The sequence below is a fragment of the Pseudoalteromonas sp. NCIMB 1079 genome (genome assembly GCF_040567695.1).
Classification (GTDB): Bacteria; Pseudomonadota; Gammaproteobacteria; order Enterobacterales; family Alteromonadaceae; genus Pseudoalteromonas; species Pseudoalteromonas distincta.
Genome location: NZ_JBEWZA010000002.1, coordinates 93,423 through 116,478, shown reverse-complemented (window position 1 = coordinate 116,478; position 23,056 = coordinate 93,423). Strand labels below are relative to the sequence as shown.

18 protein-coding genes are annotated in these 23,056 nt (G+C 39.9%); 7 read left to right on the top strand and 11 right to left on the bottom strand.

Features of this window, described 5'->3' with window-relative positions; genetic code table 11:
* The first annotated feature begins 12 nt into the window (after nucleotides 1-12).
* Entirely contained in the window at nucleotides 13-222 is a 210-nt protein-coding gene (locus ABX891_RS17325) for a cold-shock protein (RefSeq protein WP_002959120.1), read from the top strand.
* A 446-nt stretch (nucleotides 223-668) separates the two neighbouring features.
* On the opposite strand, the gene ABX891_RS17320 is transcribed toward ABX891_RS17325, so the two are convergent.
* The 3 genes from ABX891_RS17320 to udk form a co-directional block, all read right to left on the bottom strand.
* Nucleotides 669-1,379: a substrate-binding periplasmic protein gene (locus ABX891_RS17320; protein ID WP_354630213.1), complete on the bottom strand. Its 711-nt coding sequence runs from the start codon at nucleotides 1,377-1,379 to the stop codon at nucleotides 669-671.
* A gap of 292 nt (nucleotides 1,380-1,671) precedes the next feature.
* Complete coding sequence (locus ABX891_RS17315; RefSeq protein WP_149592762.1) at nucleotides 1,672-2,898, bottom strand: NupC/NupG family nucleoside CNT transporter; 1,227 nt, start codon at nucleotides 2,896-2,898, stop codon at nucleotides 1,672-1,674.
* Between the two features lie 17 nt (nucleotides 2,899-2,915).
* Nucleotides 2,916-3,548 (bottom strand): uridine kinase, encoded by a 633-nt coding sequence (gene udk, locus ABX891_RS17310; RefSeq protein ID WP_024596281.1) that lies wholly within the window; start codon nucleotides 3,546-3,548, stop codon nucleotides 2,916-2,918.
* A 192-nt stretch (nucleotides 3,549-3,740) separates the two neighbouring features.
* Here udk and ABX891_RS17305 point away from each other — a divergent pair, with 192 nt between their 5' ends.
* Both ABX891_RS17305 and deoD read left to right on the top strand, forming a co-directional pair.
* Entirely contained in the window at nucleotides 3,741-4,973 is a 1,233-nt protein-coding gene (locus ABX891_RS17305; protein ID WP_024596282.1) for a phosphopentomutase, read from the top strand.
* Complete coding sequence (gene deoD / locus ABX891_RS17300; RefSeq protein ID WP_024596283.1) at nucleotides 4,973-5,677, top strand: purine-nucleoside phosphorylase; 705 nt, start codon at nucleotides 4,973-4,975, stop codon at nucleotides 5,675-5,677. Before ABX891_RS17305 ends, deoD begins: the two co-directional genes overlap by 1 nt.
* Nucleotides 5,678-6,561: 884 nt before the next feature.
* Here the strand turns inward: deoD and ABX891_RS17295 are convergent.
* Entirely contained in the window at nucleotides 6,562-7,452 is an 891-nt protein-coding gene (locus ABX891_RS17295) for a tetratricopeptide repeat protein (protein WP_002959108.1), read from the bottom strand.
* Between the two features lie 877 nt (nucleotides 7,453-8,329).
* Between ABX891_RS17295 and katG the strand changes: the two genes are divergently transcribed.
* Nucleotides 8,330-10,510 (top strand): catalase/peroxidase HPI, encoded by a 2,181-nt coding sequence (gene katG / locus ABX891_RS17290; protein WP_354630212.1) that lies wholly within the window; start codon nucleotides 8,330-8,332, stop codon nucleotides 10,508-10,510.
* 103 nt (nucleotides 10,511-10,613) lie between these two features.
* Here the strand turns inward: katG and ABX891_RS17285 are convergent, their stop codons facing one another.
* Nucleotides 10,614-11,186 carry a hypothetical protein gene (locus ABX891_RS17285; RefSeq protein ID WP_002959106.1) on the bottom strand — a complete coding sequence of 191 codons (573 nt, stop codon included), beginning with the start codon at nucleotides 11,184-11,186 and terminating at the stop codon, nucleotides 10,614-10,616.
* Nucleotides 11,187-11,377: 191 nt separating this feature from the next.
* Between ABX891_RS17285 and arfB the strand changes: the two genes are divergently transcribed.
* Nucleotides 11,378-11,791 (top strand): alternative ribosome rescue aminoacyl-tRNA hydrolase ArfB, encoded by a 414-nt coding sequence (gene arfB, locus ABX891_RS17280; RefSeq protein ID WP_024605584.1) that lies wholly within the window; start codon nucleotides 11,378-11,380, stop codon nucleotides 11,789-11,791.
* Between the two features lie 125 nt (nucleotides 11,792-11,916).
* Here the strand turns inward: arfB and eat are convergent, their stop codons facing one another.
* The 3 genes from eat to ABX891_RS17265 are packed head-to-tail and all read right to left on the bottom strand — an operon-like array spanning nucleotide 11,917 to nucleotide 15,670.
* Nucleotides 11,917-13,320 carry an ethanolamine permease gene (eat, locus tag ABX891_RS17275; protein ID WP_354630211.1) on the bottom strand — a complete coding sequence of 468 codons (1,404 nt, stop codon included), beginning with the start codon at nucleotides 13,318-13,320 and terminating at the stop codon, nucleotides 11,917-11,919.
* Nucleotides 13,321-13,379: 59 nt separating this feature from the next.
* Nucleotides 13,380-14,267, bottom strand: coding sequence for an ethanolamine ammonia-lyase subunit EutC (eutC, locus tag ABX891_RS17270; RefSeq protein ID WP_354630210.1), 888 nt, complete (start codon nucleotides 14,265-14,267; stop codon nucleotides 13,380-13,382).
* Nucleotides 14,264-15,670 (bottom strand): ethanolamine ammonia-lyase subunit EutB, encoded by a 1,407-nt coding sequence (locus ABX891_RS17265; RefSeq protein WP_354630209.1) that lies wholly within the window; start codon nucleotides 15,668-15,670, stop codon nucleotides 14,264-14,266. The genes eutC and ABX891_RS17265 overlap by 4 nt, the downstream gene beginning before the upstream one ends.
* A 230-nt stretch (nucleotides 15,671-15,900) precedes the next feature.
* On the opposite strand from ABX891_RS17265, the gene ABX891_RS17260 reads away from it, so the two are divergent.
* The gene (locus ABX891_RS17260; protein ID WP_354630208.1) at nucleotides 15,901-16,857 is read left to right on the top strand and encodes a helix-turn-helix domain-containing protein; all 957 of its coding nucleotides are present in this window, start codon (nucleotides 15,901-15,903) and stop codon (nucleotides 16,855-16,857) included.
* Between the two features lie 419 nt (nucleotides 16,858-17,276).
* Here the strand turns inward: ABX891_RS17260 and arfA are convergent, their stop codons facing one another.
* From arfA to ABX891_RS17245, 3 genes are all read right to left on the bottom strand, one after another.
* Entirely contained in the window at nucleotides 17,277-17,477 is a 201-nt protein-coding gene (arfA, locus tag ABX891_RS17255) for a ribosome alternative rescue factor ArfA (protein WP_007583517.1), read from the bottom strand.
* Between the two features lie 204 nt (nucleotides 17,478-17,681).
* The gene (locus tag ABX891_RS17250; RefSeq protein ID WP_354630207.1) at nucleotides 17,682-20,222 is read right to left on the bottom strand and encodes a TonB-dependent receptor plug domain-containing protein; all 2,541 of its coding nucleotides are present in this window, start codon (nucleotides 20,220-20,222) and stop codon (nucleotides 17,682-17,684) included.
* A gap of 254 nt (nucleotides 20,223-20,476) precedes the next feature.
* Nucleotides 20,477-21,430, bottom strand: coding sequence for a sensor histidine kinase (locus ABX891_RS17245; RefSeq protein WP_354630206.1), 954 nt, complete (start codon nucleotides 21,428-21,430; stop codon nucleotides 20,477-20,479).
* A 224-nt stretch (nucleotides 21,431-21,654) separates the two neighbouring features.
* Between ABX891_RS17245 and nosR the strand changes: the two genes are divergently transcribed.
* Nucleotides 21,655-22,983: a response regulator c-di-GMP phosphodiesterase, NosR family gene (gene nosR / locus ABX891_RS17240; RefSeq protein WP_354630205.1), complete on the top strand. Its 1,329-nt coding sequence runs from the start codon at nucleotides 21,655-21,657 to the stop codon at nucleotides 22,981-22,983.
* Nucleotides 22,984-23,056: the final 73 nt, after the last annotated feature.

Sequence of the window (23,056 nt, the reverse complement as noted above, 5' to 3'; positions counted from 1 at the left end):
CAGGATATTACAATGTCTAACATCGTATCAGGTACAGTTAAGTGGTTCAACGAGTCTAAAGGTTTTGGTTTCATCGAGCAAGAAAATGGCCCAGACGTTTTCGCACATTTCTCAGCAATCAAAAGCGAAGGTTTCAAAACTTTAGCTGAAGGCCAACGTGTAGAGTTCACTCTTTCACAAGGTCAAAAAGGTCCACAAGCTGATAACATCACAGCTGTATAATTTTACTTTTTAAGTAAAATGAAAAAAAGCGCTTAAGGCGCTTTTTTTGTGTCTGAAATTTGACATAAACCAAGCAACGCCTGTTATTAGCCCCTCCTAGTATTTGTTTTTCTATTCTTCTAAGCCATTCTTTTAAGCAATTGTGTTAATGCAAGTGAGTTTAAGCTTGTGATTAATACCGCCCATTTCTCTTCTTATAATTTTTTAAAAAGAAAATAGATCTAATTCTTGGCTCATATTTACAGTAATGCATTAGCTGGGACCTTTGACTATAAAGTGGGAAAGGTGCTGTAAGGCTGCAAAAATTACCTATTTGTGCGCATGCTAAATTGCATCGTATTTAATAAGTAAGTAGTTGTGTGTCATAAAGCGATTTAACAAAGAATATAAAAAGTTAAAAATGAAAGATGATTTTGTCGCCCATAAGCATACTTACCTTCAATGATTTATCTTTCATAAGGGAGCCCTTTTATTTGCTTTATTTTTAAAAATGCAGCTTGCAGTGCTTCTATTAAATGCATATCTGTTTTTTTATTCGCAGCTAAATAAGCATCAATTGTTAGCTCATTAATTTTATAAACAAATTTTAAGTGACCTGGTTCAAGCTTTAAATAGTCACTCATCTGCTGCATATATAAAGGATCGTCTACAATTAAATCTACTTTTTTAGCTAGTAGTAAAGAGTATGACTTTTGAATATCAGAGGTTAAAACAACTTCAAAGCCTAGTTTTGCGAGGGTTTGTGTTGAAAAGTCATTGCGCTGCATAGCAATTTTATACACTTTTGCTTGTTCAGTATTGTTTATAATAAGATCATCACGCTCTGATAGACCAATAAAGCCCAGTTCGAAACGTCCAACAGGCCCAATCCAATAAAATTTATCTTCTCGCTCTAAAGTACGTGCAAGGCTGTATATAAAGGTGTTTTTAAGTTCATCTGCAATTTTATAAGCACGTGCCCAAGGGTACATTTGAATATTCGGCGTTAGATCAGCCTCATTAAATATATCTCTAATAAATTGAGTACCTTCACCTGCTACCTCACCATCAATCAACACCTGGTTTGGCGGTGCTAACTCTGTAACAACAAGGATGGGCTCCTTTGCTTGAACATACACAGAGCAAATTAAAAAAAGAGAATAAAGAATATATTTCACAATAGCGGATCGTTAGTCGGTTAGCTTGAGTAATATAAGTGTGGCTGGAAATACGAAAAACACAAAAAATATTTATGTGAATTTGTTACTAAGATATTGGTTTATTTGAGTTATATAACCATAAATAAGGTTAAATAGCTTGAAGGTTGGGGAGTGTATAAATGTGGAAGGCCTAAAACGATAAAAGGGCCTTGCGGCCCTTGGTGAAGTATCGTTCAAGTCAGATAGAGCTTTAACCCCTTAAAGCGCTATCCTCTTGTTTTGCAACACCGGTGTTCATCTCAATAAGTTTCTAAGCTAGCGAGAGGAAAAACCCAGCAATTGCTGCGCTCATAAGGTTAGCCATAGATCCTGCTAACACTGCTCTGAGCCCTAAGCGTGCGATATCCTTCCGCCGACTAGGCGCCATACCGCCTAACCCACCTAGTAAAATGGCTATCGATGATAAGTTAGCAAAGCCACATAGAGCAAAAGTAACAATTGCTTGTGTGTGCGCGCTTAACGTATCGCGATAATTTATAAAGTCTAAGTAAGCAACAAACTCATTCACTACTATCTTTTGACCAATAAAGCTGCCGGCTATAATTGCTTCATCCCACGGTACACCGAGTAACCATGCAACAGGAGCAAATAAATAGCCTAATATTTCTTGAAGCGTTAATGTTGGGTAATCAAACCACCCGCCAATACCACCTAATAAACCGTTTAGTAGTGCAATTAGCGCTACAAAAGCAAGTAACATTGCACCAACGTTAAGTGCTAAATGCATACCATTTGCTGCACCTGATGCAGCTGCATCAATTACATTAACTGGTTTATCATCATCATTTAAATCTAGATCTGCTAAGTTATCTTTAGGCGTTTCAGTTTCTGGCACAATCATTTTTGCCATTAAAAAACCACCAGGAGCAGCCATAAAGCTCGCTGCTATTAAATACTTAAGATCTACGCCAATAATAACGTAACCGGCCATTACAGAGCCTGCCACAGTGGCTAAGCCACCTACCATCACAGCAAACAATTCCGATTTGGTCATCGTTGCTATAAATGGCTTAACTATTAGCGGTGCTTCAGTTTGGCCAACAAAAATATTTGCCGTCGCTGAAAGCGATTCTGTGCGAGAGGTTTTCAATAATTTTTGTAAACCGCCGCCTAAAATCCTAATTATCCAATCCATAATGCCAAGGTGATACAACACAGCAACAAGTGCTGAGAAAAACACGATAACGGGCAAAACTTGAATCGCAAAAATAAAACCTAATGTGTCTTGTGAGGCAAGTGGGCCAAACAAAAACCCAATACCGTCGTTTGCATAACCAATAACCGACGATACGGCTGCTGACATGCTCGTTAACACATTTTTTCCTGCTTCAAAAAACAGGACAAAACCGCCAATAACCACTTGCATCGCAAATGCTATACCAACGGTTCTTAGATTAATTGCCTTGCGATTAGTTGATGCCGCAAAGGCAATGCTTAGTAGCACACACATGCCTACTAAGCTCATAAATGTTGTCATACAAATGTTTCCCGTTGTTATTCTTGTAGTAAATATTTTATCTTACTTTTTATTATATCAATCGCAACGCGGTTCATGCCGCCTCGAGTCACAACTAAATCTGCGTTATGCTTAGAAGGCTCAATAAATTGATAAAACATCGGTCTAACAGTTGCTTGATACTGCTCAACAACAGATTGTAATGTTCTGCCTCGTTGCTCCATATCACGTTGCATACGACGCATTAAGCAAATATCTAAAGGCGTATCTATAAACACCTTAATATCAAATTCTTTATTAAGCGCTTTGTCACTCAATAATAAAATACCTTCAACAATGAGTATTTTAGCAGCAGGCACTCGGCGAGTTTTCTCGCTACGTGTATGCTGTGCATAATCATACGTTGGTACTTCAACTGAATTTCCACTACGAAGCTGTGTTAAATGCTCAAGCATTAACGCATGTTCAAATGCATCAGGATGATCGTAATTCGTTTGCGTACGATGCGCCATCGGTAAATGCGACTGATCCTTGTAGTAAGCATCTTCTTCAATAATGGCGATAGCGCCTGGTTCAAGCTCATTAACCAATTCATTGTATATAGTTTGGCTAAAAAGAGATTTACCCGACGCAGACGCGCCTGCAATAGCTATAATAGTAGTTCGTGTCACTAAAGTTCTCACCCACACAGAAGGATATATTGTTGGTAGATCACAATAGCAAAAAAGACACGATTAATCTCTTTTGCTTCGCTTAAGAATGCAAATTTATAATGTTTAGGTTTTATGAAACAGGACTTTTGTCCTGTACGGAAAAATCGATCAGCGGATAAAGTAACCACCTAGAATCAAAGTGAGGTCAAAATGGCAAGAGCAATTATCTTAATGGCAGATAGCCTAGGAATCGGTGCAGCACCAGATGCAGATAAATTCGGCGATCTTGGGGCTAATACATTCGCTCACTTACTAAAAGCATATTACGACGAAACAGGCGCTGCATTATCGCTTCCTAACCTATCAAAACTTGGGTTAGTGGATGCATGTGAAGCTGCCGGTGGAGAACCGTGTTTAATTTCAGACCGCCAAGCTTCTCAAGGAGCATGGGGTTACGCTAAAGAATTATCTAGCGGAAAAGACACGCCATCAGGTCATTGGGAAATGGCAGGAGTACCTGTGTTATTTGATTGGGGATATTTCCCAAAAACACAGCCAAGTTTCCCACAAGAATTTATAGACGAGTTTATAGCTCGTACTGGTATTCCTGGCATTTTAGGCAACTGCCATGCATCGGGAACAACCATTTTAGAACAGCTAGGTGAAGAGCACGTAAAAACAGGTAAACCAATCTGTTACACCTCAGCTGATAGCGTGTTTCAAATAGCCGCGCATGAAGAGTCATTCGGCCTAGAGAAGCTTTATCAAGTTTGCGAAATCGCACGGGCGCTACTTGATGAAATGAATATAGGACGAGTGATTGCGCGGCCATTTTTGGGTTCAAATAGCCAAGACTTTGCCCGCACAGGTAATCGTCGCGACTATTCAGTGCTTCCGCCAGCACCAACATTGCTAGATGTGTTAGCAAAAGACGGCGGCGAAGTAATTAGTATTGGTAAAATTTCAGATATTTACGCGCATCAGGGCATAACCCAAAAGCATAAAGCACCTGGGCTTATGAACTTGCTAGAAAAAACCAGCGAAGTAATGAAAAGCGCACCAGATCATAGCTTAATCTTTACTAACCTAGTTGATTTTGATGAAAAATTTGGTCATCGCCGTAACCCAGTAGGTTATGCAAAAGCATTAAAAGAATTTGATGACTATTTACCAACTATACTAAAACAGTTAAACGCAGATGATATATTAATGATCACTGCAGATCACGGTTGTGACCCAACCTTTCCAGGTTCTGAGCACACTCGCGAATACGTACCGGTTATTGCATATAAACCAGGTATGAGTAACACACCACTAGGTGAACGCAACAGCTTTGCAGATATCGGTCAAACACTGGCACAGTGGTTTAACTTATCTGCGCTTGATTACGGCGACAGCTTTTTAAATGAGCTAACAACGCCAAATAAAAAGGAAAACAATTAATGAGTACTCCGCATATCAGTGCAAACGTTGGTGATTTCGCCGAAACAGTATTAATGCCAGGCGATCCGCTACGTGCGCAATATATTGCTGAAAACTTTTTAGATGATGCAGTACAAGTTACAGGTGTTCGTAACATGTACGGTTTCACTGGTACTTACAAAGGTAAGCCAGTAAGCATCATGGGTTCAGGCATGGGCATTCCATCAATGTCTATTTATGCACGTGAGCTAATTGTAAGCTTTGGCGTTAAAAATATTATACGTATTGGTACGTGTGGCGGTATTGGCACAGATATCAAAATCCGTGACGTAATTTTTGCACAAGGTGCAAGCACAGATTCAAACGTAAACCGTGCACGTGTTCGTGGCTACGATTTTGCTGCTATTGCTAACTTTGACTTACTTTTAAACGGTGTAAACGCCGCTAAAGAGCTAGGAATAGAAGCAAAAGTAGGTAACGTATTTACAACCGACACTTTCTACCAAGCAGACGACTCGTTCTATAAAGACTTAGACAAGTTAGGCATGCTAGCAGTAGATATGGAAACAGCCGGTTTATATGGCGTTGCAGCTGAATACGGCGCAAACGCAATGGCATTATTTACAGTAAGTGACCACGTAATCACCGGTGAAGCAACACCTGCTGATGAGCGTCAAAGCACGTTTAACGAAATGGTTAAAATTGCATTAGAGTCAATAGCTTAAATAATACATAACAGTTCCTTGGTAACGTATTCACTAAGTTTTGGAGACACGCCCAAAGTGAAGTGAGACTAACCTCCAAAGCCGCATTTTATGCGGCTTTTTTTATGCCTGAAGAAAATGGGTAGCAGCTTCTAATTACTTATACCAATTCGCTTAATTAAGTGATCTATTTTGAGGATGGAAAAACGTGTTGATAGCTAGGCAAAAAATTCGCTATTTAGTTGTTATAAATGAGAATTTTTTAACGCAGGTAGCGACACGTTTAGCCCCTAAAAATGATTAAGTATTATTGCGGGTTGGTATTAATTCAACCATCTAAAAACTGCATTTTTAAACGCCTGCAAGCAGCGCGTCTACAGGTAAATTAAACTGCTCAGTGTAAGTTTTCCACAAGGCGCTAAGCTTGCTCGCGCGAGAAGCACTTAAGCTAACTACTCTAAAAGCGCAGCATCTCTAAACCTATTTGTGTATAACAGCCCTAAAAAACAATATGCACGCAGAGAAGAAAAGGAGGAGCAAATGAGAAGAGCAAAACCTGCTGACTCGGCATTATAAAAGTACAAGCGTTGCTTTAAAAGCTTGTAACCTGCGCGAATAGCTGTGTTTATACCAAGTTTAGAGAGTATGACTTGTTGCTCATGTTAGAAGCACAGTTTCTGATTGTTTTTATTATTTTAACTTCTAAGCTCTTCTCTAAAAGCGCAGCGTCTCTAAACCTCTTTGTGAATTAATCATTTTTGATCTTAGCTCTACGCTAGAGCTGAGTTTGTAGAGCGCAGTTAAGCTTCTAATTACACAACAAACTTTACCATTAAAAACAAAAAAAGGGCCAAGGCCCTTTTTTATGATGTTGCGCCTAATCAAACAGGCCAAATTCTGAGTGCTTAAACAACTTCACCAGCCACTATCGTATTAAAGCTGTCGTTGTCATGCAGGCTTGCAAAAGCGCTCTCATGTAATAATTCATTACGTAAGTTTGGAGAGTATTCAAGTGCCATTTTAATATCGGCTAATGCATCAGCATGCTTATGTGTTAATGCATAAGCACAGGCTCGTTGCCAATAGGCATAACCATAGTCACTATCTATATCAATTGCTTGGTTACACAGCTCAATGGCTTGTGCTGTTTCATTAATTTCTAGTAGTGCATCGGCTTTATAAGCAATGGCTTCCACATCTTCTGGTTTGCGATTGAGTATTTCATCAAAAATTTCAATTTTATTTGCAAAATCACTTTCTAAGTTTGCGCGCATCCACAACGAATGAACTTCGTTAGTCACCGATATGCGTTCTTGGTTGCTGAGTATTTCTTCTGAGCGAACGCGTAGTTTTTCTTCAAGAATTTTTAATCGGTCTTCATACTCGTCTGTAATTACACTCACACGCGTATTTACAATATCTTCTACTTTATTTTTAACATCGCGCAACGAGTTCCAACCCACTAAAACTAAAATCGACGCCGTAGCGGTAATTATAAAAAACACATTATTAATGGTATCTGTAGTGTACGTTAATGCGCGATCTGCAGTATCAAGTTGCGCATGAGTAACCTGCTTAGTTACATCTTCACGAAGCTTTTGCTGATCTTGCCTAACTGCTTTTAGCTCATCTAATATGTAACGCTCCATTAGCGGCTTATACATAGGCTCTTTGAGTTGTTGAAGAGCTTGTTGCTCTTGTTGTGCTGTAGGTGAAGCTGGTTGCTTTTCAGCAGAGTTCACTATGCCCGAAAACAAAGTTAAACAAACAAAAAGTACAGATAGGTAATAACGCATTGGTACGCCTAATTAAATTAATTACTGTAATAACTTTAGCATGCAGGGCTTAATGGCACTAGGGCGTGTTGTTCTTTGTGGATTAAAATTGACCTAATTTAGATAGGAGCAATAGTTGTAAATTTTTTTTAGCCTAGTGAGCTTAGCAATAATAGGGTTAAACCTGAGCATATTACTTATGCTCAGGTAATTTGAGTAAAAATAGGCAAAAAAAAAGCCAGCTCAAGGAGAGCTGGCAAAAACTGCTTAAAACAACAATATGTCGTAAGGGTTCACAGGAGAACAACTTCATACTAACTGAATTTATCTGAACAATTACTTAACTTAATTCAATTAGTTAAAAATAAAGAAAGGTGCATTGGGCTTAAGTAATGCACCTTTATCATTATAACTATCTAACTACAATTTCATGGTGAAGGGGGGTATTCCAATGTGCGCTTTAGTAAACTAAAGCCACTTTCAAACCCTTCACATACCATTACGCCGAAATTTTTCAATTCGATCACAGGTCTAGTAAAAAGATTAAGGTTAATTCACCGATATTTAAATTTTTATTTTGCGTAATGCTTTATATGAGCGCCATCTGACTTTTTTACTATTATTTTAAACGCGACTTTAAGCCTATTGTTAAATACATCATTAACGTAAGGGCAATCAAAAATATAAATTGGAGCAATCGTTTTAAATAGTATGTTGAGGCTGGCTTAGCATAATTTATACGCCTATATTAAGGATACGTAAGCACTTGGGTAGGCACGCTGAGTAAAAAGTAAGCCTATTAAATAAAAATAACCGTTACTTTTTAAAAAGTTATAAACACATAAGCAATAATACTGATTGATTAAGTATTTTACTTTTCTATTTTAAGGATTTCACAATGAGCAAGCCAACAGCGGGTAAATGCCCTGTTATGCACGGTAGTAATTCAGTTGTTTCTAAAGTAAACACCGATTGGTGGCCAAACACACTCAACTTAGACATTCTTCATCAACACGATACTAAATCAAATCCATATGGTACTAATTTTAACTACGCAGAAGCATTTGAATCTCTAGATTTAGACGAAGTTAAAGCCGACTTAAAAACCTTTATGACCGACAGCCAAGATTGGTGGCCTGCCGATTGGGGCCATTACGGTGGTTTAATGATTCGTATGGCATGGCACTCAGCGGGTACGTACCGTTTATCTGATGGTCGTGGTGGCGCAAGTACGGGTAACCAACGTTTCTCGCCTTTAAATTCATGGCCAGATAACGCAAGCTTAGATAAAGCACGCAGACTTTTATGGCCACTTAAGAAAAAATACGGTAACAAACTCTCATGGGCCGATTTATTTATTCTTGCTGGTAATATGGCATACGAATCAATGGGTCTTAAAATTTATGGTTTTGCGGGCGGCCGTGAAGACATTTGGCATCCAGAAAAAGATATTTACTGGGGTGCAGAAAAAGAATGGTTAGCACCAAGTGATGAGCGCTACGACAATGTAGAAAAACCAGACACAATGGAAAACCCATTAGCCGCAGTACAAATGGGCCTAATTTACGTTAATCCTGAAGGTGTTAATGGTATACCAGATCCTCTTAAAACAGCGGCTCATGTACGTGAAACATTTGCTCGCATGGCAATGGATGACGAAGAAACAGCAGCATTAACAGTGGGCGGCCATACAGTAGGTAAAACTCACGGTAATGGTAAAGCAGAGCATTTAGGCCCAGAGCCAGAAGCAGCTGATGTACACGAGCAAGGTTTAGGTTGGAACAGCACCAAAGAAGGCGGCTTTGGTCGTCATACTGTAACTTCAGGCCTTGAAGGCGCATGGACCACACACCCAACAACATGGGATAACGGATACTGCCACTTACTTTTAAATTACGAATGGGAACTCACTAAAAGCCCAGCTGGCGCTCATCAGTGGGAGCCTGTAAATATTAAAGAAGAAGACAAACCAGTAGACGTTGAAGATTCATCAATTCGTTTAAACCCAATGATGACCGATGCCGATATGGCCATGAAAGTGGACCCTGCGTACCGTAAAATTATTGAGCGTTTTTATAACGACTTTGAATACTTCTCTGATGTATTTGCACGCGCATGGTTTAAGCTAACTCACCGCGATTTAGGTCCTAAAGCATGTTACTTAGGTAAAGATGTACCAAGCGAAGACCTAATTTGGCAAGATCCTATTCCAGCAGTTGATTACACATTATCAGACGATGAAATCACAAGCTTAAAAGCACAGCTACTTGATTGCGGTGTAAGCGCGAGTGATTTAATAAATACAGCGTGGGATAGCGCGCGTACGTATCGTGGTTCTGATAAACGCGGTGGCGCCAATGGCGCACGTATTCGTCTAGCACCACAAAAAGATTGGCAAGGTAACGAACCAGAGCGCTTAGCAAGTGTACTTAGTGCCCTTGAAAAAGTACAAGCGGGTTTATCTAAGCCAGTAAGCATGGCTGATTTAATCGTTTTAGGTGGCACAGCGGCTGTAGAGCAAGCGGCAAAACAAGCCGGTGTTAATGTAACAGTACCATTTGCACCAGGACGAGGAGACGCAACAGACGAAATGACTGATGCAGAATCGTTTGATGTATTAGAACCAATTCACGATGGATTTAGAAACTGGCTGAAAAAAGATTACGCAGTATCAGCTGAAGAGTTATTACTAGAGCGTAGCCAGTTAATGGGCTTAACAGCACCAGAAATGACTGCACTTGTGGGCGGCATGCGTGTATTAGGCACAAACTATGCGGGCACTAAACATGGTGTACTGACCGATAATGTAGGCACGCTATCTACCGACTTTTTTGTAAACCTAACCGACATGGCCAACAACTGGAAGCCACTAGAGCCAGGTATATATAATATTGTTGAACGCAAAACAGGCACCATTAAATGGACTGCCACACGCGTAGATTTAGTGTTTGGTTCAAACTCTATTTTACGTGCCCTAAGTGAGTTTTATGCACAAGACGATAATAAAGAACGTTTTGTACATGACTTTGTAAATGCATGGGTAAAAGTAATGAACGCAGACAGGTTCGATCTTAAATAATCTGTACGCTAAATAAAAACGGGGGAGTATTGAATACTCCCCCGTTTTTTATGCGTTTTAATTTCACGGCTAGATAAGCCCGCTTTTTTTAAAGCAATAAAACTTATAAAAGTGCAAAAAGCTTTTGTAGTTGTGGCATATATTCGCTCACAAGTTCAAGGTTGTTTTCGCTTACTAAAGATTCTGTAGACTCCTCAGCTGCGCTTGACGATTTACCAAACGAACCCATTAATGAGCTAGCGCCTTTATCTTTAGCACTTTTCATACTTTGAAAACCGCCCATTACTTTATTAGCAGTTTCTTGATTATCAGCAGAAAGGCCCGACTTAAGATTTTCGATATAAGCCATTGATACTTCAGAACCTACAGTTACTAGCTGCTCTGGCGTAAAACCGTAACGGTTTGTAACACTCGCAAAGCTTTTGTATAGGTCTTGTTCTTTAATCATGCTTAATGCACTGTTAGCTAAAGAGCTTTGTTCGCCAACACTTTGATCTGCAGAACCACCTAGCATACTTGCTAAATCTAAGTCTTTTAACGACTCTTGGCTGCTTGCCCAGCTAGTCACAGCTGGCAGTGCTTTCATATAGCTTTGAAGTTGACCTTCGTTAATATCCTCTGCAAGGCTTGAGAAACTCATCGCTAATAAGCTAAGTGATACAAGTATTTTTTTCATTGAGCATTTCCTAGTATTAAAGTAGTGCCAATTAGAAACTAATAAGCAACACTTGCCAACACAAAATAAAATATTGGCTGATTTATAGTACAATTTATGAGGATTTATTTAAGTTCTAAGAATTTAGTTGATTCACCACAAGCTAATGTACTGATGATATAATGTATTTTTGACAAATAGAGCTGAACACAATGTTAACAATTTCAAATACTGTCACTATCGATGAATGGGAACTAGAGCTCACAGCTATTCGTTCGCAAGGTGCCGGTGGTCAAAATGTTAATAAAGTAGCAAGTGCAATTCATTTACGTTTTGACATTAACCGCTCTAAATTACCTGACTTCTACAAAGAACGCTTACTTGCCTTAAATGATACAAGAATTACCAAAGACGGCGTCTTAATCATTAAAGCGCAAAGCCACCGTACTCAAGAGCTAAATCGAGAAGATGCCCTTAAGCGTTTAAAGGATTTAATTCTTAGTGCTACGGTAGTTAATAAGGCGCGTCGAGCCACCAGGCCCAGCCGTAATTCACAGCGAAAGCGCATGGACAAAAAAACCAAGCATGGGCAAAACAAAGCGCTACGTGGCAGCATAAAGTTTTAGCTTTAAATGGTATTAATAAAGTAGAGAAGGGCCTAGATGTTTACATCCAGGTACTATTTTTACACCGTGTTGCTTGTATAAAAATATAAGTGAGGGCTAGCCTCACTTATAATAACTATTAATATTTACTTAGCCATTTCTAAATCAGATTCTGCATCTGCCAACATTGCAAACTCTTCATCAGCGCTTTTAGCAACTAAGTGTTTTGAGCTGTAGCCAAAGTAATATGCAGCGCCCACAATAAACAGCATCATAGTGTATAAAAATGCACGAGGGTCGAACGCATACACTCCGGTTAATGCTATAAGCGAAAGCACTAAAGCAATACTTGAAGTTACTACACCACCAGGGGTTTTATACGGGCGAGGTAAATCAGGTTGTTTAACGCGTAGCAAAATATGGCTCAGCGCCATTAATGCATACGATACCGTTGCACCTACTACAGCCATTGCAAGTATTAAATCACCCTCGCCACTTAGTGATACTAAAAAACCAAATACGGCAGGTACAATCAACGCACGTGCTGGCACTTTGCGATTAGTTGTAATCGACAACGAACGCGATAAATATCCGGCTCTAGATAAAGCAAACACTAAGCGACTATAACCATAAATAATAGAGAAAAACGAAGCAACTAAACCCGCAAGCCCCAATATATTTACTACAGTTGCTAAGCCCTCACTACCTGATGCATTTAATGCATCAACCAAAGGTACAGCACTTGCGCCCATTGCAGCAGCACCGCCAGCGCCAGGCACTAAAACAACAACTAAAAAAGCAGTAAATAACAAAAAGATCATTGCACCAATAATGCCTTTTGGCACATCTTTAGCGGGATCTTTTGCCTCTTCTGCAGCAAGCGGTACACCTTCCACCGCTAAAAATAACCACATGGCAAACGGTAATGCAGCCCAAACCCCGTACCACCCTAAAGGTAAAAACTCACTGGCTCCCACTGCATTGGTTACGGGGACGTCAAATAAGCGCGATGCATCAAAATTTGTAATTAAAACAAAAGCCGTTGCAATAATAGCTAATACTGCTAAACCACTTATTACCATCATTACTTTAAGTGCTTCTCCTACGCCTGCTAAATGAATTCCCACAAATAGTAAGTAAAATAATGCATATACCCATGGTCCATTAAATCCCGTGAGGGCTTCAACTGCAGAGCCTATAAAAATAACAATAGCAGCGGGCGCTAAAGCGTATTCAATTAATACCGCAAGCCCAGTTAAATAGCCTCCCGCTGGCCCCATAGCTTGGCGCGCAAAACTATAACCACCGCCTGCTGCAGGTATTGCAGCTGACATTTCAGCAAGCGATAATACCAGCGCTAAATACATAACAGCCATTAACACTGCAGCAATTGCAAAACCACCCCAACCCGCTTCGGCGATACCAAAGTTCCAACCTGCAAAGTCACCCGATATTACATACGACACACCCAAACCTGCGAGTAATAACCACCCCGCAGTACCCCGTTTTAACTGTCTTTTAGCAAGGTACTCTGTATTGTTAGTAGACATAACCCTTCTCCGTTGATGTTTAGTTTTTATTGTTTTATTTCACATGTTTTTAATTAAAATTACTCTGCAATTAAAAAGTTAGTGGTTGAAACCTGATGCTCAATCACATCGTCCTGTGTACGGTCTTTTAAATTAACCCCAGTTAGTTTTAGTTTTTTAGCTTCACGTAATAAGTACAGCGCACGCCTAGCCGCTTCTGTATAAGGTAGGCCTGCTGGGCGAATATTCGATATGCAATTACGACATGCATCGTTAAGTCCTGTTTTAGGCTCCCATGTTAAATACAAGCCAAGGCTATCTGGCGAACTAAGTCCTGGGCGCTCTCCTATTAACACCATAACTACCTGCGCATTTAGCAACTCACCTATATCGTCGCCAATTGCTACTCGACCTTGTTCAACCAAAGTAATGGGGGCAATTTTAAATTGCTTGTCTGTTGTAAGGTGCGCTGATAGCTCTGTTATAAATGGGCATGCATTTTTTTGTACCGCTAACGAGGAGAGTCCATCAACCACTACAATCGCTAAATCGTATTTAGCCTGTGTAGTGTGCTTTTGTTTATTCATATAGCTGAGAAGTATTTGCCTACCATTTTCATCAAGCTTGCGGCCTAAATCGGGTCGCTGAAGGTAAGTAACCCTGTCAACGGCTTGGCTGTGTAAATGCAGGGGAGGGGCAACCTCTTTTAGAGCACTAATACTGCCTAGTTGCTCAGCCATTTTGTTAATATCAAGCGGAAAACTCACCGCATCGCGTGCTTGTGCATGAGATAGCTGAAAAGCCAGCATTTCTGAGGTGGGTAAACTTATACCCGCACGCCCAAGCCCAATACGGGCGTCGGTAAAACGGCGTAAATCACTCCAAGGATTGTGCACTACATTACCGTTATTTTTATGCTCGTTTACTGAGTCATCTAAAGGAGAGCTCTGTTTTGAACGTGATTTCATGAGCCACCTCCAGCAATTGCACCCAGAGGTTTCGCAAAAGCGGGAGGCAAGGTATCTGAAAGTGTAATATCGGTAGTACTTTGCATTATTTTCATTTTGCTTAGCCATGCTTCAAACTCAGGGGCAGGTCTGGAGCCAAGTACACGGCGAACATATAATGCATCATGAAACGACGTAGTTTGGTAATTAAGCATAATATCGTCAGAGCCAGGTATTCCCATTACAAACGAGCAACCAGCAACACCTAATAGCGTAAGCAAGTTATCCATATCGTTTTGATCAGCCTCTGCATGATTGGTGTAACACACATCGCATCCCATCGGTATGCCTAGTAACTTAGCGCAAAAGTGATCCTCAAGTCCTGCTCGGGTAATTTCTTTACCATCAAACAAATATTCAGGGCCAATAAACCCCACCACGGTATTTACCAGTAACGGGTTAAACTTACGCGCAACGGCATAAGCGCGAGCTTCACACGTTTGCTGATCAAGCTTATGATGCGCATTTGCTGAAAGCGAACTGCCTTGCCCAGTTTCAAAATACATCACATTATTGCCAACAGTGCCACGCTTTAAACTCAAAGCGGCATCTTGCGCTTCAGCTAAGGTATTTAAATTAAAACCAAAACTTGAATTAGTAGCCTCTGTGCCACCAATCGACTGAAATACTAAATCAACTGGTGCGCCAGCCTCTATACATTCAATGGTGTTAGTAACATGGGTGAGCACGCAGCTTTGGGTTGGTATGGCGTACTTTTGAATAACATCATCCATTAACGTCATTAATTTAATGGCTTGGGCAACGTTATCGGTTGCAGGGTTTATACCTATTACTGCATCGCCATTACCGTATAGCAAACCATCAAGCATGCATGCAGCAATACCATTAATATCGTCAGTTGGGTGATTTGGTTGTAAACGTGTAGATAAATGCCCGGGGAGGCCAATAGTATTTCTAAAAGCACTTGTAACATGGCACTTTTTAGCAATTAATATGAGATCTTGATTGCGCATTATTTTGCTAACAGCAGCAGCCATTTCCGGCGTAATACCTTGCCTTATACTTGCAAGTACTGCAGGTGTTGCAAAGTCACTTAAAAGCCAATTACGAAAATCGCCTACGGTTAAATGTGCAATAGCCATAAAGGCATTTGCATCGTGATCGTCAATAATTAAGCGTGTAATTTCGTCATCTTCGTAGGGAATAAGTACCTCATTTAAAAATGTTTTAAGAGGAATATCCGCCAATGTCATTTGTGCCACAGCACGTTCTTGTGCTGATTGTGCAATTACGCCCGCTAAGCGATCACCCGAACGCTGAGGTGTAGCTTTAGCCATTAACTGGGCTAAGTTCTTAAATTTATAAGTATGTGTACCTAAAGTGTAACTGTACGCTTGCCCCATGATTTACTCCACATAACTAATATGATCAACCTTGGTATAGGTTTTGCTGCATCTTTAGCTATAAATCAATATTGAATAGTTACAAGACAGCTTATTTTGTACCAAGTAACTATCGAATTTCGGCAAAAGATTATTTATTAATCCAATTCAATTCAATTCAATTGGTTACATACGTAAAGCGGTGTTAACTTAACCATAATAAAAGTGTAACGAAAAAGAGCATCCCCTATATGGCGCAGCAAAATAGCTACAACGCACCACTAAAGAGCAAGGTGCAAACACACGATATAGACGAGCAAGCCTATAGCCTTACTCAATGGCAGCAAAAATACGATCAAATGAGCGACGGCAGCTTTTATGGTTGTATTGAAGAAACGGATTACGCCAATATTCATGTGTTTAAAGAATACACTGAGCGAGCGCTTCGTCAGCAATGTAATATAGCCCCTAATTCGGTTTGGCTTGGCATTCCTTGTCAGTCACAGCAAAGTAAAATTAATGGTTTAGGTGTGGCAAGTAATCAATTTATGTGCCGTACAAGTGATAACGACTTTGAGCTGATAACCCCTGAGCAGTTTAATATTTATGGTTTGGTAATCGATTGGAACTCAATTGAATATATGGCGCAGCTCCAAGGCGTAACATTGAAAAACCTGGCATCTGCACAATCAGCTCGTTTATCGGTGAGCAACTCATCTTTGCAAACGGCAAGACAAATAATTAATAGCATGGTTGTAGGCAAGGGCTTTGGACTTAGAACCGAATCACAACAAGATATGCTAAACATGTTGGCACTACACTTATTACAAGCAGACAATGCGCAGCAAAATATTGCGCCAAGTTATAAACACCGAAAAGCCGTAGTAGATAAAGTAAAAGATTACGTGGCCACAAATCCACAAAACCCAATAACAATAACCGAGCTGTGCGAGCTTTCCTTTGTAAGTAGGCGCACACTTCAGTATAGCTTTGAGAGTATTTTAGGAATTAACCCTTTGCGGTTTTTACGTTTAACACGCTTAAATAATGTAAGGCGAGAGCTAAAAAAACCAAACCAAGATAAGCCCATTTCAGTAATAGCAGCCAATTGGGGATTTTGGCACGCGGGACAATTTGCTAAAGATTACACGCAACTATTTGGTGAAAACCCATCACAAACAGTTAAAAATAATAGTTTTAAAGGTTAAAAATGACACTTCTAACTTGAGTATAAGCACCTGTAGACGTGCAGCTTGCTGGCGTTTAAAAGCACCGCTTTTGCATTTAGTCGGATGCATTAGTAAACAAGTAACTTAACCACCACCGAGAAGTGAAGGAGAAAACAAGGAGCAGTGACTAACATTACTCGTGTTTTCTTTGTGTAACGCACAGCGCCTCGATGGTGAAATATCATATAGCTTAAAAAAATGGACTTTGTCTGCTCATTTACTCCTCTTTTTCTTCTCTTTGTGCATTCATATTTTAAGGGCTGTTATTCACAAAGAGGTTTAGAGGCGCTGCGTTTTTAGAGGATTGCTTGGGAGTGAAAATAATAAAGAACTAAAAGTAAAAGCGAGGTATAAAACCTCGCTTACTATATTCAAAAGCCCTATTTGATCGGTGCTAATTAAGCCGCGATTAAATAGGACTCTTGTCCTGAATGTTTGTTGCTACGTTTAAACGAGCCTTTGCCTTTTTTAGCTTTAACCACTTGTGGTTTAAATAATTTAGAGGTGACCATCGCCGCTAGTGCATTGTGGTTTATAACGCCTCGCCCTGTGTCTACCGCGCTGGTGTTTGCGGTTTTTGCTTTAGATTTTTTAGTCATATATTTCCTATAAACTAATGGTTATTTTAAGTTAAATAATAAAGAGGCTTTTATATTAGCCTATTTAAGAGATGGCGATTGTAGGCTTAATTTTCAACCGCGCAAGTATTTTTAACATCCATTTGGTAGTTTTTTAATAATAAAAAAGCATAAAAAAGCGCAGTTAATAACTGCGCTTAATATTACTTTAGTTTACTTTATAAATTAAAAGCTAAAGCTTACTTTTGCGTAATACGTTCTGCCGTCAAAGCCGTATGGCAATGCGCGTACAGGGTATTTAAATGCGCCGTTGGTGATAAAATTAAGTACTTCGTCGTCGCCTAATTTATCTGGTGTTTCGTCAAATACGTTATCGGCACCTACCGAAAGCGCAAACATGTCATTAATTTGGTAACTAACATTTAAATCAACTAACACAGCAGACTCAACCGTACTTGTTGGTTTAAATGACCCCGTAGGCGAAAGCTCACCAGGTAATGAAATATGGTCGTTACCAAAGTATTTTACGTCTGTTTCGCCAAAGTAGTTAAAGCGAATGGTTGATGTGTAGGCATCGCGTTCGTAGTCAAACGTAAGCGTTGCACGTTCGCTCGGTTGTCCGTCGGTAAAAAAGCTGCGTTGTAAATCATCAAAAGCAACCGCTTCAGGAATACCGTCTTCTGCGTTTACGCTGTCAATTTTAGTATCGTTTAGGTTACCTGCAAAAGTTACTCCTAAATTACCGCCTTCAACTTCAGTGCGGTACGATGCAATAATATCAACACCTTGCGTAGTAGAATCAACCGAGTTTGAGAAGTAGTTAGCTTGCACAGCTCCCGTTGCTTGTAGCGCTGCAACTGCATCACCGCTAAACGATATGTCGTCAGCGGTAAGTAAGCTGCCAAGTGTAATACGGTCTTCAATTTCTACACGGTAAAAATCAACCGTTAACGAAAGCTCGCTTGTTACTTCGTAAACAAAACCTGCGCTGTAGTTTGTTGAAGTTTCAAGCTCTAAGCTATCTACGCCTAACGCACTTGGGAAAGCGGTCCCTGTGTTTGCCGTGAACGACTGCGTTAATGTGCCGTCTGAGCCTAAGTTAGTTGTAAAGGCTGTATAACCACTTTGTTGAAGTGATGGCGCTCTAAAACCAGTAGATACTGCACCACGTACTGCAAAGTCATCTGAAAATTCATAACGTGTTGCTAATTTACCAATTAAATCATCCCCAGCATCTGAGAAATCTTCATAACGTAGCGCACCACTTACGTTCCATGCATCGGTGATCATGGTTTCTACGTCTACATAAACTGCGTAGCTGTTACGGTCGCTGTCGTTAGCCGCTTCAGGGCGAAGGCCGTTATAAGCCTGAAAACCACACTGTGCAAATTGATCCGGATCGTTTACTGATGGGTACGAGGTATCCATATTTGCTAACCCACACGCGTATGATGCTTCATCGCCAGGCACTATTTCGTAGTTTTCTTTACGGTATTCGGCGCCTACTGTTACATATAAAGGCTCACTACGGCCAATATCTACAATACCGTTTACATCAAGGTTAACCGTTGTTTGATCGAATCTAAAACCGCCTGAGTAACCGCCAGTAGGGCCTGAGTTTGCTGCAATGTCGGCATCGCTTGCACTTGGGTTATTAAATAAATACTCAGCCGCGTAAGAAGCGTTTAATGTATTACGTGATGTAAAATCGTATTGGTTTTCGCCATAAACAGCCGATACATCATAAGTCCAGTCTGTGTTTATATCGCCTTTAAAACCAAGCGCTACTGAAATATCTTGTGCTTCGTTATATATGCGCGGTAAAAAACCATCACTATATACTTGAGTTACGTTTTTAGAGGCTTCGTTAAAGTTACGGTAAAAACCATTACCTAGTGCAGTGCGCTCTGAGTAGCCACCAAACGAGTAAAGCTCGCCGTCGCCCATTGGTAAAGCCATGTTGTAAAATAACGAAGTGAATTCACTTTCTGAGTTACCTTGGCCCCAGCGTACATCTTCACTTAGCGTACCTGGCTCAACATTAAGCGAACCACCCGTATCGCGCTCTGCGCGGTTAGTGCCGTCGGCATCACGGTACTCAAGCGATAGGTTAATAAAGCCGCCTTCGTTACCTAATTCAAAACCACGGTTTAAACCTGCTGAAATAGTGTCGCCGTCACCTTCACTTGTGCCGCCGTATTGTACAAAACCCGTTGTAATACCGGTTGAGTTATTAAGAGATAAATTAATAACACCTGCAATCGCGTCAGAGCCATACTGCGCCGCTGCGCCATCGCGCAATACTTCAACGCCTTTAAGCGCTGTTAGCGGAATGGCATTCATATCGGTACCCGCAGCGCCTGCGCCTACTGTACCGTTAAGGCCAAAAATTGATTGGTTATGACGACGTTTACCATTTACTAATACAAGAGTTTGATCTGGTTGTAAGCCGCGAAGTGTTGCTGGTCTAAATAAATCAGAACCGTCTGATACTTGTGTACGCGAAAAGTTAAATGAAGGCGCTGTCGCTTGAAGGCTTTGGCCTAATTCGGTAAAACCACCTTTAGTTAAATCATCCGCGTCAATTAAATCAATAGGAGAAGAAGACTCTGTAGAGGTACGGTTAGATACACGCGATCCTAATACAGATATTTGCTCTATGTTTTTAGCAGCTTGCACTGGTGCTTCTTCAGCGTTAACAATGCTTGGTGCGCTAAACGCGAAAGCAACGGCTACAGCAAGTGTGTTTAAACGGTATGTTGACATAGTGACGACCCTGTTTTTTTATATTCTTAATAATATGTGTGTGGTTATGATGCTTATAACCTTTTGTAAACATCCTAGCAACATATGCAAGCAAAAAGAAATGAAAAAAACGAAATATTTGGTCTAAGTATGCAAATAAACTTCAAGATAAGAAAAACCATGTCAAATTGGTTGAAATACGTACTAAGAAAGGATTAAACATCAAAAAGCAGAGTGTTTAACGCTTTATTTACAATGTGGTTTTGCTCGTTATTTTACACTTTTAAAGGTAATAGGCAGCGAATGGTCGTACCTGTGTCTAATGTACTGTTAACTTCTATTTTTCCACCGTGATCGCTCACCATAGCGTATACAAGTGTCATACCCATACCGGTGCCTTTTCCGACTTCTTTTGTTGTGTAAAAAGGGTCAAACATATGCGCTATTGTGTCTTCATTCATGCCACAACCGTTATCTTTTATTTCAATACAAATATTTGTGTTGAGTTCAAAAATATTGACTTCAATAATGCAGCCTTTTTCTAAATCTAATTCGCAAGCTTGCCAAGCATTCATTAAAAGATTTACAAAAATCTGATTAATTGACGATAAATTGCACCAAATGAGTGGTAGGGGTTCAAACCGCGTTTTTATTTCGCATAATTTAAGTTTGCTACTCAATAACCTTAAAGCATTATTAGCACCCGTTGTTACATCGGCTAATTGTTTATCTTGAGAAGAGGTGGGGTGGGCAAAGTTTAATAAGTCATGCACTATTTGTTTTATACGTTTAAGTCCTTCAACGCTGTCGTTAATTTGCCCCTGCAAATTGTTATAAATCCACGCATACGGATACTGTAAATTGAGTATGTCTATTTCGTGTTTAAAACGGCTCTCTTTAATTTCATTGTTTAAGTATTGCTCGTTAAGTTTTAGCAACGTGATAAGCAAAGGGGTAGAATTTTGTAAGCTTTCTATATTACTCATTGCATAGGCAAGCGGGGTATTTATTTCGTGGGCTACGCCTGCACAAAGCGTTCCTAAGGTTGCCATTTTTTCGGTTTGCACAAACAGCATTTGCTGGTGTTCTAAATCGGCTACTTTTTTTTGTAGTTCATTATTTATGGCAACTAAAACGGTGCTTTTATCTTTGAGTAATTGTTCTGCGGCCAAGCGCAGCTTTTGTTCGTTTAAAAAAGCACGTTCAAAATTACCATCTGATCCATTCATTCCTTTCATCCATATAGATAACTTTATACTTAACGTTTAGTCGTCTGTATGCAAATTTGCAACTTTAGTGCAGCCAAGGCCTAATTTTATGCATGAGTAATTATCCACTTATTGCTAATAACTCCATTATATAAATACCACTTAATATAAAAGGTAGGCTCAAACACACCATAGAATATTTTTTTAAGCTATTATTTAACCAGAAGTAATTTAAAGGCGATTCAATGACTCAAGTAACACCAAGCACACCAATAAATCAGGTTGATGTACTTTGCATTGATGATGATGAAATAGTACTACGCACGTTAACCCGGCTACTTGAAGTAAATGGCTTAACGGTTATTGTTTGCGATAATCCGCAAAACGCATTAACACTTTTTAAAAATCATGAGTTTGGTTTAATTATTAGCGATATGCGTATGCCGGTAATGAACGGTGCCGAGTTTTTAGAAAAAGCGCGTGCGCTGGCACCCGACACCCAACGCATTTTATTAACCGGTTACGCCGACATACAAACCACCTTAGCGGCTGTTAATCAGGGCCAAATAAATGGTTATATTCAAAAGCCTTGGCAAAACGATTTATTACTTCGTAGCATTAGAGATAGCCTAGAAAAATTTGCACTAAAAAAACAAAATCAAAAATTAGAGGCACAAGTTAAAGCGCAAAACCAAGAGTTGCTAGAGCTTAATAATTCGCTTGAACAACGGGTAGAAAAACGCACCTTACAAATCAAACAGGTTTTAAAAAAGCTTGAAGACGCCAACGAGCGCGAAAAACAAGAGCATAAATCGACCGTAGAGCTGCTATATAATTTTGTTAACGCAAACCCTTACCTAGATGGCAACAAAGCACAAAATATTGCTAATACCTGCACACAAATAGCACTTTACTTAAACTTGTCGCAAAAAAGCATTGATCTTGCCCCTATGGCTGGTTACTTGGCGCAAATAGGCTTGCTTGCTATGGATCCTGATCTTTATAAAAAACCAGTTAACCGCTTAAACGAGCAACAACGCAAAACCTTTTATACTCACCCAAGTACTGCACAATTAATGTTAATGCCAGCAATACATTTACATGACTTGTCGGATGCTATTTATTATCAGTTTGAGCGCTTTAACGGAAACGGAATGCCCAAAGGCCTTGCCGGAAACGACATACCAATAGGCGCTATGGTGCTAGGTTTAGCGCGCGACTATTGGGACGCGTTTGAGCAGAGCAATGCAAGTGATGAAAAGCAGCGCCACGATGACGCACTCGAAAGTGTAAAACTTTATAGTGGATCGTTTTATCATCCTAAAATTGTATGTGCACTTGAAGCAAGCCATGCAAAACTACACGAACAAAAAAGTTCAGCAGGATCAGTGCTAATTTGTAACGCCCGTGAACTCAAAGAGCAAATGGTACTGGGCCATGCTCTACACAGCCATACGGGCATAATGTTGCTGCCCAAAGGTCATGTATTTGGCAGTAAATCGATAGAAAAACTCCAACAGCTAGAATCGAAAAAACCAACTCCGTTCAGAATAATGGTGAAAACTGCTAAATGATTGATCTAAACCGCAGTTTTTTTCGTTACAATGTGTATAAAATAGATTATTGAATTTGCTTGAAGGAGCACTC